This is a genomic window from Marinobacter sp., assembly GCF_041690455.1.
Taxonomy (GTDB): domain Bacteria; phylum Pseudomonadota; class Gammaproteobacteria; order Pseudomonadales; family Oleiphilaceae; genus Marinobacter.
Map to the genome: position 1 here is coordinate 43928 of NZ_JAWLHI010000018.1, position 15161 is coordinate 59088.

Annotated in this window: 9 protein-coding genes; 4 read left to right on the forward strand and 5 right to left on the reverse strand. The window is 61.1% G+C overall.

What is annotated here, in order from left to right; genetic code table 11:
* The 4 genes from ACESMW_RS06320 to ACESMW_RS06335 all read right to left on the reverse strand — a co-directional run bounded on the left by ACESMW_RS06320 (position 1) and on the right by ACESMW_RS06335 (position 7037).
* Positions 1 to 2661 (reverse strand): S8 family serine peptidase, encoded by a 2661-nt coding sequence (locus ACESMW_RS06320; RefSeq protein WP_372986212.1) that lies wholly within the window; start codon positions 2659 to 2661, stop codon positions 1 to 3.
* A gap of 174 nt (positions 2662 to 2835) precedes the next feature.
* The gene (locus ACESMW_RS06325; protein WP_372986213.1) at positions 2836 to 4887 is read right to left on the reverse strand and encodes a TRAP transporter large permease subunit; all 2052 of its coding nucleotides are present in this window, start codon (positions 4885 to 4887) and stop codon (positions 2836 to 2838) included.
* Between the two features lie 15 nt (positions 4888 to 4902).
* Complete coding sequence (locus ACESMW_RS06330) at positions 4903 to 5913, reverse strand: putative solute-binding protein (RefSeq protein ID WP_372986214.1); 1011 nt, start codon at positions 5911 to 5913, stop codon at positions 4903 to 4905.
* 59 nt (positions 5914 to 5972) lie between these two features.
* Positions 5973 to 7037, reverse strand: coding sequence for a hypothetical protein (locus ACESMW_RS06335; RefSeq protein ID WP_372986215.1), 1065 nt, complete (start codon positions 7035 to 7037; stop codon positions 5973 to 5975).
* A gap of 375 nt (positions 7038 to 7412) precedes the next feature.
* Between ACESMW_RS06335 and ACESMW_RS06340 the strand changes: the two genes are divergently transcribed.
* On the forward strand, positions 7413 to 9899 hold the full coding sequence (locus ACESMW_RS06340) for a penicillin acylase family protein (RefSeq protein WP_372986216.1): 2487 nt from the start codon (positions 7413 to 7415) through the stop codon (positions 9897 to 9899).
* 60 nt (positions 9900 to 9959) lie between these two features.
* Here the strand turns inward: ACESMW_RS06340 and ACESMW_RS06345 are convergent, their stop codons facing one another.
* Positions 9960 to 10583: a TetR/AcrR family transcriptional regulator gene (locus ACESMW_RS06345; protein ID WP_372986217.1), complete on the reverse strand. Its 624-nt coding sequence runs from the start codon at positions 10581 to 10583 to the stop codon at positions 9960 to 9962.
* A gap of 140 nt (positions 10584 to 10723) precedes the next feature.
* On the opposite strand from ACESMW_RS06345, the gene ACESMW_RS06350 reads away from it, so the two are divergent.
* Genes ACESMW_RS06350 through ACESMW_RS06360 form a run of 3 tightly spaced genes read left to right on the forward strand, consistent with a single transcriptional unit; the run spans position 10724 to position 15025 of the window.
* Complete coding sequence (locus tag ACESMW_RS06350; RefSeq protein WP_372986218.1) at positions 10724 to 12535, forward strand: acyclic terpene utilization AtuA family protein; 1812 nt, start codon at positions 10724 to 10726, stop codon at positions 12533 to 12535.
* A complete protein-coding gene (locus tag ACESMW_RS06355; protein ID WP_372986219.1) occupies positions 12532 to 13398 on the forward strand; it encodes an SDR family oxidoreductase in 867 nt (288 codons plus the stop codon). The genes ACESMW_RS06350 and ACESMW_RS06355 overlap by 4 nt, the downstream gene beginning before the upstream one ends.
* 10 nt (positions 13399 to 13408) lie before the next feature.
* Entirely contained in the window at positions 13409 to 15025 is a 1617-nt protein-coding gene (locus ACESMW_RS06360) for an acyl-CoA carboxylase subunit beta (RefSeq protein ID WP_372986220.1), read from the forward strand.
* The last annotated feature ends 136 nt before the right edge of the window (positions 15026 to 15161 follow it).

Here is a 15161-nt window from a genome sequence, read left to right on the forward strand (position 1 = left end):
TCAGCGAATACTCTTGGTGGTTTCGTTATCAGGCTGTGCCGAGAGCAGACGATAGCCCTCAAAGCCCGGGCGCGGTAGCACATCGGGGGACTGGGCGGAAATCGTCGGCCTCGAGTAGCTGGTGGTCATCCGGATACCCTGGATGGCCTCGCCTGCGGTAATGGTGATTTCCTCCCGCAGACCGGAGACCGGGTACTCGGCACAGGCTTCGCCAGCATGACAGATCAGGCCGTCGTTATCGAGGTCCGAACCGGCCACCAGGAAGTAGGTTCCGGGCGGAACTTCGGAGAGGTACCTGGGTTCGACGCCGTCGTCCGGACGGAAGCTGAACTGGTACTGGCCTTCAACCACGTCCACGGTGGCCTGGGATACCGTGGTGAAGATGTCGCCTTCGGGCACTGGATCTACCAGCAAGACAAAGTGACGCCCTGCGTTGCGGAGTGCCTGGTCGGCCAGTTGCTGGCCGATGACCGGGATTTCGAGAGTACGCTCTTCAACATCGCCCTGATAGGTAACGAGTAAGACAGTTCGCTCGGACACGCCTTCTTCCAACGCTTCGGCATTCAAATCCAGACCTATCGAGAAACTCTTGCCAGAGCTACCGGGTTCAGGTGCAGTCACGTCAAGCCACGCTGCGACTGTTTCCAACTCCACCGCGTTGATTACGACATCTGAAGGTGAATCCCCATACACCTCCAGCGACACCGTTACCGAAGATGTACCTTCGGTCGAAAGAGTGACAATCGCTGGAGACGCCGTCAGCAAGTCGGTCACCGATGCGTCCGAAGCCGCCAATACAGACTTGGCGGCATCCATCAGTCCCCAGCCAAGTTCGTCGTTTCTGCAGGGATTATCGCAACTGGAAACGGTGAGCTTGCCGGCCTGAAGCATTGCATTGACGGCCGTATAGTCCAGCAGGGCGTTCTGGCTCTTCATCAATGCCAGCACACCGGAAACATGGGGCGCGGCCATCGAGGTGCCCTGGAGCCCGGCATAGGTGGCCGTCAAAGTCCCGTCGATTACCGCTGCGCTGGTACTGCTGACCAGGTCGCCCCGACCATCGGCATTGCCATCCCGCGTGGCGTCACCACCCGGGGCCGCCAGGTCGACCCATAAACCGAAGTTGGAATACGACGACAACACCCCGGCTCCATCCACCGCGCTGACTGCAAACACATTATCAAAGGCCGCCGGATAGGACGGCGTGCTGGATGCGGCATTGCCCGCTGCCGCCACATAGATAGCGCCACGTGTGGCACCCAGGTTAATGGCATCCTGTAAACTCTGGATAAAGGGCAGGCCGCCCAGGCTCAGGTTAACGATATCGGCCCGGATAGGCCCGGTATCTCCGCCGGCAATCCAGTTCAGTGCATTGAGCAAATCTTCAGAGGATCCGGTACCACCCTCGCCCAACACCCGGACAGGCACCAGCGTTGACTGGTAGGCAACACCGCCCCCGCCCCGGTTGTTGACAGCAGCAGCGATCGTGCCGGCCACATGGGTGCCGTGGTAGACGCTGCCACCCACACTGTTGCCGGGGTCGGAAGGGTTATCGTCGGGTTCGGGATCGCCATCGTTGTCGTATTCGCCAGAAACGAAGTCTTCAGTAATTCCGACATTGGCGTTCAGATCCACATGCCAGTTTCCCGGCTGACCAAAGAGCCCGGTATCCAGAACCGCGACTCTCACTCCTTGTCCGCCTTCCTCCTGCGCAAGTTGCCAGGCTATGGGAGCATTCAACAGCTCATAATGCCACTGCTGACCCAGAGCGGGGTCGGCATAGAGGGGTTCGCTCACTGGCGTCTGCTGGGATTTGACCAGGTAGTTGGGCACAGCACTTTTTACCGTTCCCTCTTTTCGCAAGCGTTCAATCCACGCCAGAGTCTGGCTTGTCCGGCCCCCAGGGTGCTGGCTCAGAGCCTCGGCCATTCGTACTCGCCAGAGACCCCGGCCAAGCCCCCGGGCCTCGGTCATGCCGAGCGCAGACAGCTGCGCTGACGCAGCCCCCGGAAAACCCTGCTGCTGGTCGAGGGCAACAATGGCCTCTCCCTCTACAAACTGATGGTTGGGCCATTCATGGGCAGACTGGACAGACAGGCCGGCGGCCGAGGACGACAGGATATAGAGCATGGGGATGGAGTCGGCCAGCACCTCTATCCGGTAGGTGTCTTCCGGCCAGGGGGTGCTGTCGTCAGCAAGGCTGACGCTCACCTGGGAGCTGGTATCACTGGTACTGGCGCTGGCGATCAGCTCACCTGAATCGGGATCCAATAACCTGAGGGTTACAGTGGAGCGGCCGGCCCGGGTGGCAAACGCCTGCAGCGACACTCGCTGATCCGGAGCCAGGTTCAATGCGAACCGGTCAAGGGCATCAATGAAGTAGTCGGTACCGGGAAACCCGCCAACAGTCGGATAGCTTCCTTCCTCGCGACTCACATAGCCGGCGAGAATGAATTCCGCTGGCAACGTCTGCACAGAGTCAGACGGAGACGGATTCAGGGAGAGCGAATCGGCAGTATCGACATCCACACGGGTCCCCGCCTCGATGTCGATAACTCCGGAGAGCGCCACATCCACCGGCTCGCTTTCGCCATCACCGGAGCCACCGCCACAACCGGCCAAAGCCACTGCCAGGCCCACTACCAAGCTTTTCCGAAACATCCCGGGTCCCTTTCCTTCTTCCAATCTGCCTTTTCCGTCTGCCAATTGAAGCATACACCATCCCCCGACATTCGTTACCGCTCTTGTGTTCGAGTACGGGGATACACCCCCCACGGATGAAAAAACCGCCAGCGGCCGGGCCGGTGGCGGTTACTTCAATGTGCCGAAGCAAAGTTACAGCGCGTAGAACAACAACGGGATAAAGGCGACCAGCAGGAGTGTCGGCCCCATGACTGCCAGGGGCAGCAGGAGACGCTCATAGCGGTGCCAGAAGGAACCGGTGCGCTCGGCAGCGAGCACTTCCGTTTCCCCGACCACCTGCCGGGTCAGCAGGTGGTTCAACGCCACCGGCGGGCTGAGGTATCCCAGCTCGAAGGCAACGAGACACACGATCCAGAAATGCAGTGGATCGATACCCAGCTGGATCGCTGGCTGGGCAATAGTTGCCGATACCAGGATGACGGCGCCGAACGGGTCCATCACCATGCCGATAACGGTCAGCATCACCACGATCACCAGCATGGCAATCCAGGGGCTGGTCAGGTCCTCCGGGAACAGCGCATGGACAATATCCGAGCGCTCCAGGATACCGCCCAGGCAGATCGAGAAGCCGATCAGGGCCAGCAGCGCACCAATATGCACAGCGGAATCGCTGGCGGCCGAGGAGCTCCGGTTCCAGAACGCCTGGGCGCGGGTCTCGCCATCGTCCCGGCTATCCTGGCCGGCATCCAGCAGCACCAGCGCCAGCATCACCAGCGGCAGGATCAACGGCGCACTGTACTCGTTGAACTTCAGCCCCAGGATGATCCAGATCGCCACGATGACGATGGCGCCCACAATCACATAGGGCAGCAAGGCCCGGGTCTCGCCGATGGCCGCCCGGAAAGCGCCGGGTGCGGGCCGCGGTTTCCAGTTACCCTCGGTCTTGCACACGATCAGCGCAAACAGGCTGGCGGACATGAGGAAGACCCAGAAGCCCCAGCCGTACATTTCGGTGGTGGTGACTTCTTTGTTCAGGGCCGCCACCACAACGATCAACAGGCACGGGTTGAGCACCACACCCAGACTGCCGGACATGGCGGTGGTGGCCAGCGACAGCTGGCGTCCGGCGCCGGCACGACGCAGCTCGTCGTAGACTACGCCACCGACGGCCAGGATGAAGATGCCGGAAGCGCCGGTAAAGGCAGTCGGGAAGGCAGTGGAAAAGATGATCACCGAGGCCAACAGCGGTGCCGGCAGGTTGAAGGGCTTGATGACGTTCAGCAGCAGCTCCGGAATCCGGGTCTGCTTGAGCATCATGCCCACCAGCACGTACAGGCCGATGTTGATGAACATCGATGACAGGTTGGACATCATTCCGAAGTAGATGGCGAGGCCCGACGCATAGCCATCCACCAGGAAGAAATAACTCATGGCGATCAGGCCCATGCCGCAATACAGCGGAATCACCAGACCAGAGGACGGCCTGAGCTTGCCGGCACGGATCCGGTCCGGGACGTTCAGGAATCGGGTCGCGTTGATCACCATGAACAGTCCGAACACCCCGGCCCAGGCATACTGCAGACTCATGGTGTCCTCGGAACCTGGGGAGGTGGCGAGCTTGCCCAGATAGGCATTCAGGGACAGGACCATCAGGCCATTGACCACAAACTGCACGCCCTGGCTCAGCCGCCATTCGGCCCGATTCCGTGGCAATCGAAGTGCAATGTGGTCGGTGTCCAGCGCAGCAATCGCCGCCGCCATGGCAAACATGGCAATGAACAGGTACTTGGTGAGCTCGATGTTATCGAGCAGGAACTCGGCCAGTCCCTGTTCCACCGTTTTGAACATACCCAGCGCCGGGGTGGCGTGTTTCAGGTTTTGCTCGTAGACCGCGTACTGCTGCTGACACAGCTCGAGGTTGCTCTCCAGGGACTTGCGAATTGCCTCCGGGTTGGGCGGTGAGCTGAACAGATCGTCAGGGTCCGGCTTGTAGGCAGCCACCCGTTTGGCCACCTCCGCATCAATGTCCATTTCCAGCTGACACGAGGGCTCTGTAGCATCCGGATTCAGCAGGTAGTAGTTCGGCCAGGTCTGCTCGCCCACCCACAGCAGGCGGGAATGCAGGGAATTCCCCATCCCCAGCAACAGGGTAAACAACAGCAGTAGCAGAAGGACTGCCCCGTGCATACGATGCACGGGGTAGAGGGTCCTCGCGGCCGGAGCGGTCAGTGCTCGCCAGTTCATGAGTTTTCCGCCCTGTTATTCGCGGTTAGCCGCGGTGCACTCGGCAGCCGAAGGATTGCTCGCGCAGCGGATCTTGCTGAGCAGGCCCATCATCTTCGGGTGGTAAACATCCGGGGCGCCGTTCACGCCATCCCGCATTTCGATGCGGTTCTCCCGGAACATCTCCTGATAGCCACGAATGTCTTTCTCGGGGATACGGACCCACTTCTCGTCCGGAATCGCCGCTTCCTGCTTCTCGATCAGGTTCATGGCCTGCGGGAACATACCCCAGGCAACTTCACGGGCTTTTTGAGCGGTTTCGTCATCCAGGACCTCATCCCGGGCGACCATCTGGAGGGTCAGTTGTGCCAGCGGATAATCCACAACGCCCCCCTTGTCACCGATGCCCTTGTACAGCTCGAGGGCCTCATAGGCGAACGCCGGCGCGTAGGCGGTATCAACAGAGCCGTTGTTGAACTTGCCGGCAAAGTTGGTGATGTCAGACGGCACAACTGTCGCTTTCACGTAGTTAACCATGTGAATGGCGTCTTTCTGGTAGTCCAGGGTGGCCATGCGTTTGCCCGCCAGCTCACCAGCGGTGTCGATGCTACGATCATTCACGAAGAGGTAACCCGCACCTACCGGCACAATACCCAGAACCTCATAGCCGTTATCTTTCATCAACGGTGCTGCCTTGGGCTGGGCCAGGGTTGCCAACAGGGTCTTCAGATTGTCGTAGGTGGGAATGGCACCCACGGCGCTAATGCTGCCCGTGAACTTGTTGAACGGCCGGATCCGGATATCGGTTGCCGCCACCGCGTCACACTGGCCGGCGTTGAAGTCACCGATGGCGACACCTTCGTCGGTATAGGGCTTCAGCTGGAAATCCACCCCGTGGCTCTTCATCTCCAGGGCGTAATCCTTTACGAAGTTGTAGAAGTCACCGTTGGCGCCGATGACATCGAACACACACATCGATACAGGCTGGGCCGATGCAAAGGGCGATGCTGCTACAAGGGCCATGGCGGTTAGGGATTTGCGGATCATAACGACCTCCGGGTCATTCTTGTGTTTATCGGTTGTTCAGAGGGTGATGGCAGCCCGCCTCAGAGCAGGCCGTCCAGACTCATGGTCTCAACGTTCTCGGTTTCCCGCTCCGGGCTCATCTTGCCGAAGAAAGACTGCGGGGTCCGGTAGCCGTAGTTGGCGGACCAGTGCTTGTCCGAGGAGAAGCGGATTACGCCGGCGGCCACTTCATCCACCAGACGGTACTCATCCCAGACATCAATGGTTGCGTTGGCTTCGACAAAGGAGGCAATGGCTTCCTCAAGCTTGTCAGGCCTGCCGAAGGTTTCGGCGGCCACGGCCTGAAGTGCGTGGGGAACCCGCATGCCTTTCTCGACGCCCAGCTCCGTGCTGTGCTCAAGCACCTGCCAGGGATCCGGAGACAGCGCCGGCCGGGTATCCGGCAGCAGCAGCCAGACCAGGGCCCGGATCGCGTTGGGCATACCGCCCCACTTTTCATTATCCAGGCAGGTGGCGGCGCGCTCGGCCTGGGGCGCAATGTTTTTGGGCACGCCCGCCATGGCGCCGGAGTTGGCATCGTTCACGATGGCCTGCATGCCAGTCAGCAGGCCCAGCAGGAAGGTGAGCTCGTCCTGCTCGCTGAACAGGAACGGGCATTCCACCGGCTCGACTGAAGGATCGAATTCATAAGCGGCCATCGCTCTCTGGAAGGAGGCATAGCGGCGCTTGGCGGTCAGGGCGTTCAGGCGCTTGGCTTCTTCCCGGGCGTCCTTGGCAGCTTCAACATTGCCCTGGTAGTCCGCCCGCAGGTAGGCCAGCTCCGCCTCCCAGGCCTTGTATTCGGCGCAGTTACCCGCCAGCAACATCAGCAAAGAACCCGTGGTATCCGGTGCGGAGGTTACTCGTGAAAAGGAATAGAGCAGCGGATCGATACCCTCACCCAGTGCGCAAGCCATCTTGGGATCGGACATCTGCAGCACATAAGGGGTGGCCTCGCCCTCGGAATAGTTCGAGAGCACCACGCCGGTGGTGGTGTAGATCGGGTTCGCGGAACAGCCCGCAAGCAGGATCAAGGCCCCGGCGGTCAGGATTTTCTGAGGAGCCACGCGACTGCGGCGGTATAAGGTAACCAGAGTGGAAATCATAATTCGCCCTGCTTTAAATTGTTTTTATAGATTGAGGGTACCCGTTCAGGTGCCCGTCCGATTTCTGATGACGTAACGTCGCACCAAAAGGTTTCCCTACCCTCGTTGTTCACGGCTGCAAGGATGCGATCAAAACTGTCAGACAAAAATGGCTCGAATGCCGAAGCGGATATGCCGATGAGGCCAATGGCCCTCATGGAAAGGACTGCATGTCCAATTTTTTGATACGTATTAATGCATTCAGAGTAACAGTACGTTCGGGTGTGTCGTCTATCCGGTAGGCGAACGAAGAATATCACAGCCAAAGCCCGGAACCTTTTGCCGGTTCGCCCCGTTCCCTGCGTTGCCAAAACAACAAAACAAGGCGACACGATGATGAACCCGAAACAAGCAATTCAACTGGCACTGATTCCCTTTATCCTGGCCGGCTGCATTTCCGACAGTGACACGCCTCCCTCACCCGCCCTGGGAGACAATACCGAGATTGCGGGAGACAACAAGACCCTTTATCGGGCGACCCTCAGGCGCACATCTTTCGGCATTCCACACATCGAGGCAGATGACTTTTCCAGCCTCGGTTACGCCTACGGCTACGCGCAGGCCGAGGACAATCTGTGTCTGCTTGCCGAGGATACCCTGACCATCCGGGGCCTGAGATCCCGGTATCTTGGCCCGGAAGGGCCTTACAGCATTCCCTCCAACGGGGCCACCACAACCAACCTGAATGCGGATTTCTTCTGGCGTACCACCCTGACCGATGAAGCCATTGCGCCTTTCAAGTCAAACAGTGACCCGGAGGTGCTGGAAGCCTCGAAAGGCTATGTGGACGGATTCAACCGTTATCTATCGGAAGTGCGGGACGGCCAGCACCCGGGCCGGCACGAGGCCTGCCGGGACAAGGAATGGCTGTTCGCCCTGGAAGAGCAGGACATGTACCGGCGCTACCTGCGGCTTGCAGTACTGGCTAGCTCTTCGGTATTCGTGGATGGCATCGCCACTGCGCAGCCGCCGGAAACCACCGATACCACTCTGCCCACCGCCGAGGATCTGCTCTCGGCCCTGGAGGGCGAGGGTAGCGAAAGCCTGCCCTTCCCCTTCAGCGCGGAACTCCCGATTGGCAGCAACATGTATGGCCTTTCAGCAGAAGCAAGCCGGACTGGCGAATCAATGCTGTTCGGCAACCCGCACTTTCCCTGGGAGAAAACGGAACGCCTTTATCTGGCCCACCTGAAGGTCGGCAACGACACCGAAATCATGGGGGCGGCGTTGTATGGCCTGCCCGCTGTCCTTATCGGTTTCAACGAGCATTTTGCCTGGAGCCACACGGTATCCACGGCCTACAGGTTCACCTTCTACGAGCTCACTCTGAACCCGGCAGATCCGACTCAATACCTGTACGAGGGTGAATATGTCGATATGGAAAGCTCCGATATCACCATTGAAGTACTGGAAGAGGATGGCACCGTCGGAGAACGCACCCGCACCCTGTATCGGTCGAAGTACGGCCCGATGCTGACCTTCGAGGCCGCTGGTGTTCCGGTGCTGAACTGGTCCTCCCTGAAAGCCTACACACTCCGCGATGCCAATGCGGAAAATGACCGTTTGCTGAACCAGTTTTTTCGCTGGAACCAGGCAGAAAGTTTCGAGGAATTCGTGGACCTGCATGCCAGCGTCCTCGGCGTGCCCTGGGTCAATACCGTGGCAACCGGTCCCGGTCAGCAGGCGTACTACGGCGATGTGACGGTCGTACCGAACGTACCGGATGACAAGGCCACAACCTGCGCCACCGCCCTGTCCCCGGTTTTCGACCAGCTGGCGCCGGGGCTACCGGTCCTGGATGGCTCCCGGGCCGATTGCGAATGGGACAGCGATCCGGATGCACCGGCAGCCGGAATCTTCGGGCCGTCCAATCTGCCAACCCTCCGCCGGGACGACTGGGTGCATAACTGCAACGACAGCTACTGGGTCACCAATCCGGATCAACCACTTACCGGCTTCGCCGCAATCATCGGTGACGAGGAAACACCGCGAACCCTGAGAACCCGCAAATGCATGCAGCAGGTCCAGGACCGCCTTTCCGGCGCCGATGGCTTGGGCGGCAGCCTCGGCTTCGACCTGGCCAACCTGCAGTCCGTGGTACTCAACAGCAGTCTGCTCTCCGAAGAACTTGCGCGACAGGATGTGCTGGACGCTTACTGCCCGCTGGGTGCGTTACCGAGCAGCTCGGGCCAACCGGTGGACATTTCCGGAGCCTGCGAGTTGTTGCAACAGTGGGACGGCACCCACAACCTGGATTCCATGGGAGGCCATATCTGGCGGGAATTCTGGCGCGGCATCAACCCGTTGCCGGTCACCTCGCCGGACAAATGGCTGACTCCGTTCGACCCGAACGATCCGGTCAACACACCGGCGAATCTCAATGTGGCAAGCCCCCTGGTCCAGACCGCTTTCGCCGATGGCGTGAAACGAATCCAGGACTCGCCGATCGCGCTGGATGCTTCCGTAAGGGATATCCAGTTGTCCGGGATCCACGACACGCCCATCCCCATCTTCGGAGGTGAGGGATTCGAAGGCAGCTTTACCATCGCCAGTTCCCGACCGAATGATCTGAGTGATGGACGGTATGATGTGAACTACGGCAACAGCTACATCCAGACCGTCACCTGGGGAGAAAATGGCATGCCAAAGGCCGAGGGATTTGTGACCTACTCCCAGTCCACCGACCCGGCATCGCCCTACTTCAAGGATATGACTCAGGCCTATTCCGAGAAGCAGTGGATTGCCTTCCCCTATACCGAGGAAGCTATCCGTTCCGATCCGAACCTGGTGGAATACCGGCTCGTGGAACTGGCCCGCGACTGATCCACGCCAGAACGAACAAAGGGCCCTATCCGGGGCCCTTTGTCTAACACGAAACCCCATTCAGGGCGCTGCGGGAAATCCGAGCATGGCCATGACCTGATCGGTCAAACCGTCCAGGGTCAGGCCACCCCGCTCCGGCCGGTACCAGGTGACGGTCCAGCTCAGGGCGCCGGTCAGCATGCGCCGAACCACGAAAGGCTCCGCCAGTAGCCGACCCTGTTCTCGCAGGGCACCGAGCACATCCAGCCAGAGCGCTTCATAGATATCCCTCAGTTCCAGTACTTCTGCCTGGGAATCCGCGGACAGGCTGCGCCACTCGAAGACCAGAACCGCCATGGCCTCACCGGTCTGGCCATTGATGGATTCCAGCTCGGCCCGGACCAGCGCCCGGAGCTTGTCTTTCGATGTTTCCGCCGCTTCCATGGCCGCCTGCATCAGTGCGGTGTTCAGCCGGATGGTCTCCACCATCACCGCCTTGAGGATTTCCTCCTTGGTGCGGAAATGGTGAAACAGGCTGCCGGACTGGATGCCCACGGCAGCGGCCAGATCCCGAACCGTCGTGCGTTCATAGCCTTTTTCCCGGAACAACCGGGCCGCTTCCTTCAAAAGGCGTCCACGAGCGCCCTTGGGGTCGGAGACGAGGTTTTCAGCGATGAGGGACTGGAGGATCTGGTTCTGGCTCACTAAGGCTGTCCGGTTGGCTGATGAGGCCTTTAATACTACCTCAAATTTGCCTGTTTACAAACCAAGCGCTTGCTTGGTATTGTCATTTCCATCCTCCGATAAACCCGTGGGATGCGGGCGACAAAAACAAGGCAGAGAAGATGTCAGATTCCAACCGCAACACCGTGCGCATCGGCTGCTCCGCCGCCTTCTGGGGCGACACCGAGACCGCCGCCGCCCAGCTGGTCAGGAAGGGCAATATCGACTACCTGGTGGCGGATTACCTGGCCGAGATCACCATGTCGATCATGGCCGGCCAGAAGATGAAGGACCCCACCCAGGGTTATGCCCGGGATTTTGTCCAGACCGTGATGGGCCCCTTGCTTGGCGAGATCAAAGAGAAAGGCATCCGGGTACTGGCCAATGCCGGCGGCGTGAATCCCGTAGCCTGCCGCGATGCCCTCCAGGCGTTGTGTGAAAAGGCGGGGGTCGATCTCAAGATCGCCCTGGTGCTCGGTGACGACCTGCTGATGAAAAAGAAAAAACTCAGCGACGCCGGCATCACTGAGATGACCACCGGCCAGCCCATGCCGGCCATGATGGTCAGCCTCAATGCCTACCTGGGCGCACCAGGCCTCGTGTCCGCTCTGGAACAGGGGGCCGACATTGTCATCACCGGCCGCGTGGCGGACAGTGCCCTGGTGCTGGCACCTCTGGTACACGAATTCGACTGGCAATGGGACGACTACGACAAACTGGCCCAGGGCAGCCTCGCCGGCCATCTGCTGGAATGCGGCGCCCAGGCCACCGGCGGCAACTTCACTGACTGGCAGGACGTGGCCGACGGCTATGCCGACATGGGTTTCCCGATTGCCGAGGTCAGCGCCTCGGGCGACTTTGCCATCACCAAGGCCGAGGGTACCGGCGGCATGGTCAGCCGGGGAACCGTCGCGGAACAACTGGTCTATGAAATCGGCGATCCCCGTGCCTATCTGCTCCCCGACGTGGTGTGTGATTTCACCGGGGTCACCCTCGAGGAGTCCGGCCCCGACCGGGTAACGGTCAAAGGGGCCCGTGGCCAGGCACCCACCGACAGTTACAAGGTATCCGGCACCTGGCCGGACGGTTTCAAGTGCACCGTCACCTTCCTGCTGGCCGGCCTCGACGCCCGCAACAAGGCGCAGACCGTGGCCGAAGCCATCCTGGCCAAGACCTCCCGCATGTTCAGCGAGCGGGGCCTGCCCGATTACTCCGAAACCAGCATCGAACTGTTGGGCTCCGAAACCACCTATGGCGCCCACGCCCGCGGCCAGGACTGCCGGGAAGTGGTGGTAAAGATCAGCACCGCCCACCCGAAGAAAGAGGCGCTGGTGCTGTTCTCCCGGGAGATTGCCCAGGCCGCCACCGGCATGGCGCCGGGAATTACCGGTATTGTCGGCGGGCGCCCCACGGTCTGGCCCAAAATCCGGCTCTGGTCCTGCCTGGTTCCGAAGACGGACGTCTCGGTAGCCGTGGATCTGGAGGGAGCGCAGACGCCAGTGTCGATCCGCACGGAAGGCAGCTTCGATCCATCCGGACTCCCCGACTGTCCGGAGACCGCCACTATCACGGAAACCGACCTGGTGGTCCCGTTGATCGAGCTGGCCTGGGCCCGCAGCGGCGACAAGGGCGATCACAGCAACATCGGCGTCATCGCCCGTGACCCCGCCTTCGAGCCCTACATTGCCTCCGCCCTGACCGAGGCCGCCGTCGCGGACTGGATGGCCCATACTCTCAATCCCGAGACCGGCAAGGTGACCCGCTGGGCCATGCCCGGCCTGCATGCGTTCAACTTCCTGCTGGAACACAGCCTCGGGGGCGGCGGCGTTGCGAGCCTGCACATCGATCCCCAGGGCAAGGCCTTCGCCCAGCAACTTCTGGAATTCCCCGTGCCCGTCAGCCGGGCCGTGTATGAAAAAGGACAAAAACGATGAGTTTTCGCTCTGTATTCCAGCCGAACCTGTTCAAAGACCACGTCTACATCGTCACCGGCGGTGGCTCCGGGATCGGCCGCTGCACCGCCCACGAGCTGGCTGCCCTGGGGGCCCGGGTGGCACTGGTGGGCCGAAAGCAGGAGAAAGTTGATGCGGTGAAGGCGGAGATCACCGAGGACGGCGGCATCGCTTCCGCTCATGCGTGCGATATCCGCGAAGAAGAGTCGGTCAAAGCCACGGTCGCCGCCATTATCGCCGAACACGGCAGCCTGAACGGTGTGGTGAACAATGCCGGTGGCCAGTTTGCCTCCCCTCTGACCGGCATCAACCAGAAAGGCTGGGAAACCGTGGTCCGCACCAACCTCACCGGCGGCTTCCTGATGGCCCGGGAAGCCTACACCCAGGCCCTGAGTAAAACCGGCGGTGCCATCGTCAATATTGTCGCCGACATGTGGGGCGGCATGCCCGGTATGGGCCACTCCGGGGCAGCGCGGGCCGGAATGGTCAATTTCACCCAGACCGCCGCTGTGGAGTGGGCGCCCTCGGGGGTACGGGTCAACGCCGTGGCCCCTGGCTGGATCGCCTCCAGCGGCATGGACAACTACCCGGCCCACATGAAGAACTGGATCCGCAGCCTCGCCGATTCCGTGCCGATCAAGCGCCTGGGCACTGAATCGGAAGTCAGCGCCGCCATCTGTTTCCTGCTCAGCCCCGCCGCCGCCTTCATCTCCGGCGATTGCCTGAGAATCGACGGCGCCGCTTCCCAGGGTGGCCGGGTCTGGCCGATGCCCAAAGCCAAAAATAACGAGGCCTGGAACGGCTTCCACCGCGCCGTCACCCCGAAAGTACTGAGCGAGGACTGAGGAGCCGACCATGCAGGTACTCGAAACCACGGTAAATCCCCAGTCCGACGACTTCCGGGCCAACGCCGAAGCCATGGAAGCCCACATCCGCACATTCCGCGAGGTCGAGCAGAAAGTGCTGGACCTGGCCGAATCGGCACGGGAAAAATTCACCAAACGAGGCAAACTCCTGCCCCGTGACCGGATCAACCGGTTGCTGGACCGGGGCAGCGAATTCCTGGAACTCTGTTCCCTGGCCGGCTACAAGATGCACGACGACAAGGACGGCTCCCAGGCCGGCGGTGGCATCATCGCCGGCATCGGCACCGTCAGCGGCGTCCGCTGCCTGGTTGTGGCCAGCAACAGCGCCATCAAGGGCGGCACCATCACCCCGGCCGGCCTGGACAAGACCCTGCGGCTGCAGCAGATCGCCATGGAGAACAAACTGCCCGTGGTGTCCCTGTCCGAAAGCGGCGGCGCCAACCTGAACTACGCCACCGACATTTTCGTGCTCGGAGCCAGGGGCTTCGCCAACCAGGCCCGCATGTCCGCCGCCGGCATCCCCCAGGTCACCGTGGTTCATGGCAACGCCACAGCCGGCGGCGCCTACCAGCCCGGGCTCTCGGACTATGTCATCACCGTGCGAGAGCAAGCCAAAATGTTCCTGGCCGGCCCGCCCCTGTTGAAAGCCGCCACCGGCGAAGTCGCCACCGACGAAGAACTTGGCGGCGCGGAAATGCACGCCACCGTCGCCGGCACCGCCGAATACCTGGCCGAAGACGACGCCGACGGCATCCGCCAGGCCCGGGAAATCCTCGGCGCCCTGCCCTGGAACGAACACCTGCCGCCCCAGCGGGAAATGGCGTGGGAACAGCCTTTGTATCCGGCCGAGGAACTACTGGGCGTGATCCCCGCCGATTCCAAGAAACCCTACGACGTGCGGGAGATCCTCGCCCGCATCGCCGACGGCTCCCGGTTCCTGGATTTCAAGAACAACTACGACGACCAGACCGTGTGCGGAACCATCCGTATCGAGGGCCACTCCGTCGGCATCATCGGCAACAACGGCCCGATCACCCCGGAAGGCTCCACCAAGGCGGCCCAGTTCATCCAGCTCTGCGACCAGGCCGGCACCCCGATCCTGTTCCTGCACAACACCACCGGTTTCATGGTGGGAACCCATTCCGAACAGAACGGGATCATCAAACACGGGTCAAAGATGATTCAGGCGGTGGCGAACTGCCGGGTGCCGAAGTTCGCAATTGTGGTTGGCGGTTCCTATGGTGCAGGTAACTACGCGATGTGCGGACGCGGCCTCGATCCCCGTTTCATCTTCGCCTGGCCCAACAGCCGGACGGCCGTCATGGGGCCTGCGCAGGCGGGCAAGGTGATGCGCATCGTAGCGGAGGAGAAGCAGCGCCGGGGCGGCATGGAGCCGGATGCGAAGACGTTGGATTTTCTGGAGCAGGCGACGGCCAAGAAACTGGAGGATGGCTCCACGGCCTTGTACGGAACGGCCCGGCTCTGGGACGACGGCCTGATCGATCCTCGCGATACCCGGCGGGTTCTGGCTATGGTTCTGTCAGTCTGTCGCGAGGCGGAACAGCGGCAGCTACGGCCCAATAGTTTTGGTGTGGCCCGGTTTTAAGGTTTTTTCTGGGAGTTGGATTCAGTACCCAAGACTGGTCGTTTTGGAGTGGGCACTGTCTGGGGGAGGGTGGCCAAAAACCGCGACGAGCACGTCCATGTGCGCTTGTTTCAGGCCCTCCATGGCCTTCAACATT

Bases quoted from the DNA above. Each gene is read 5' to 3' on its own strand.
- ACESMW_RS06355 (WP_372986219.1), top strand. From the start codon at position 12,532: ATGAGTTTTCGCTCTGTATTCCAGCCGAACCTGTTCAAAGACCACGTC.
- ACESMW_RS06335 (WP_372986215.1), bottom strand. From the start codon at position 7,037: ATGATTTCCACTCTGGTTACCTTATACCGCCGCAGTCGCGTGGCTCCT.
- ACESMW_RS06330 (WP_372986214.1), bottom strand. From the start codon at position 5,913: ATGATCCGCAAATCCCTAACCGCCATGGCCCTTGTAGCAGCATCGCCC.
- ACESMW_RS06350 (WP_372986218.1), top strand. From the start codon at position 10,724: ATGTCAGATTCCAACCGCAACACCGTGCGCATCGGCTGCTCCGCCGCC.
- ACESMW_RS06320 (WP_372986212.1), bottom strand. From the start codon at position 2,661: ATGTTTCGGAAAAGCTTGGTAGTGGGCCTGGCAGTGGCTTTGGCCGGT.
- ACESMW_RS06325 (WP_372986213.1), bottom strand. From the start codon at position 4,887: ATGAACTGGCGAGCACTGACCGCTCCGGCCGCGAGGACCCTCTACCCC.
- ACESMW_RS06340 (WP_372986216.1), top strand. From the start codon at position 7,413: ATGAACCCGAAACAAGCAATTCAACTGGCACTGATTCCCTTTATCCTG.
- ACESMW_RS06360 (WP_372986220.1), top strand. From the start codon at position 13,409: ATGCAGGTACTCGAAACCACGGTAAATCCCCAGTCCGACGACTTCCGG.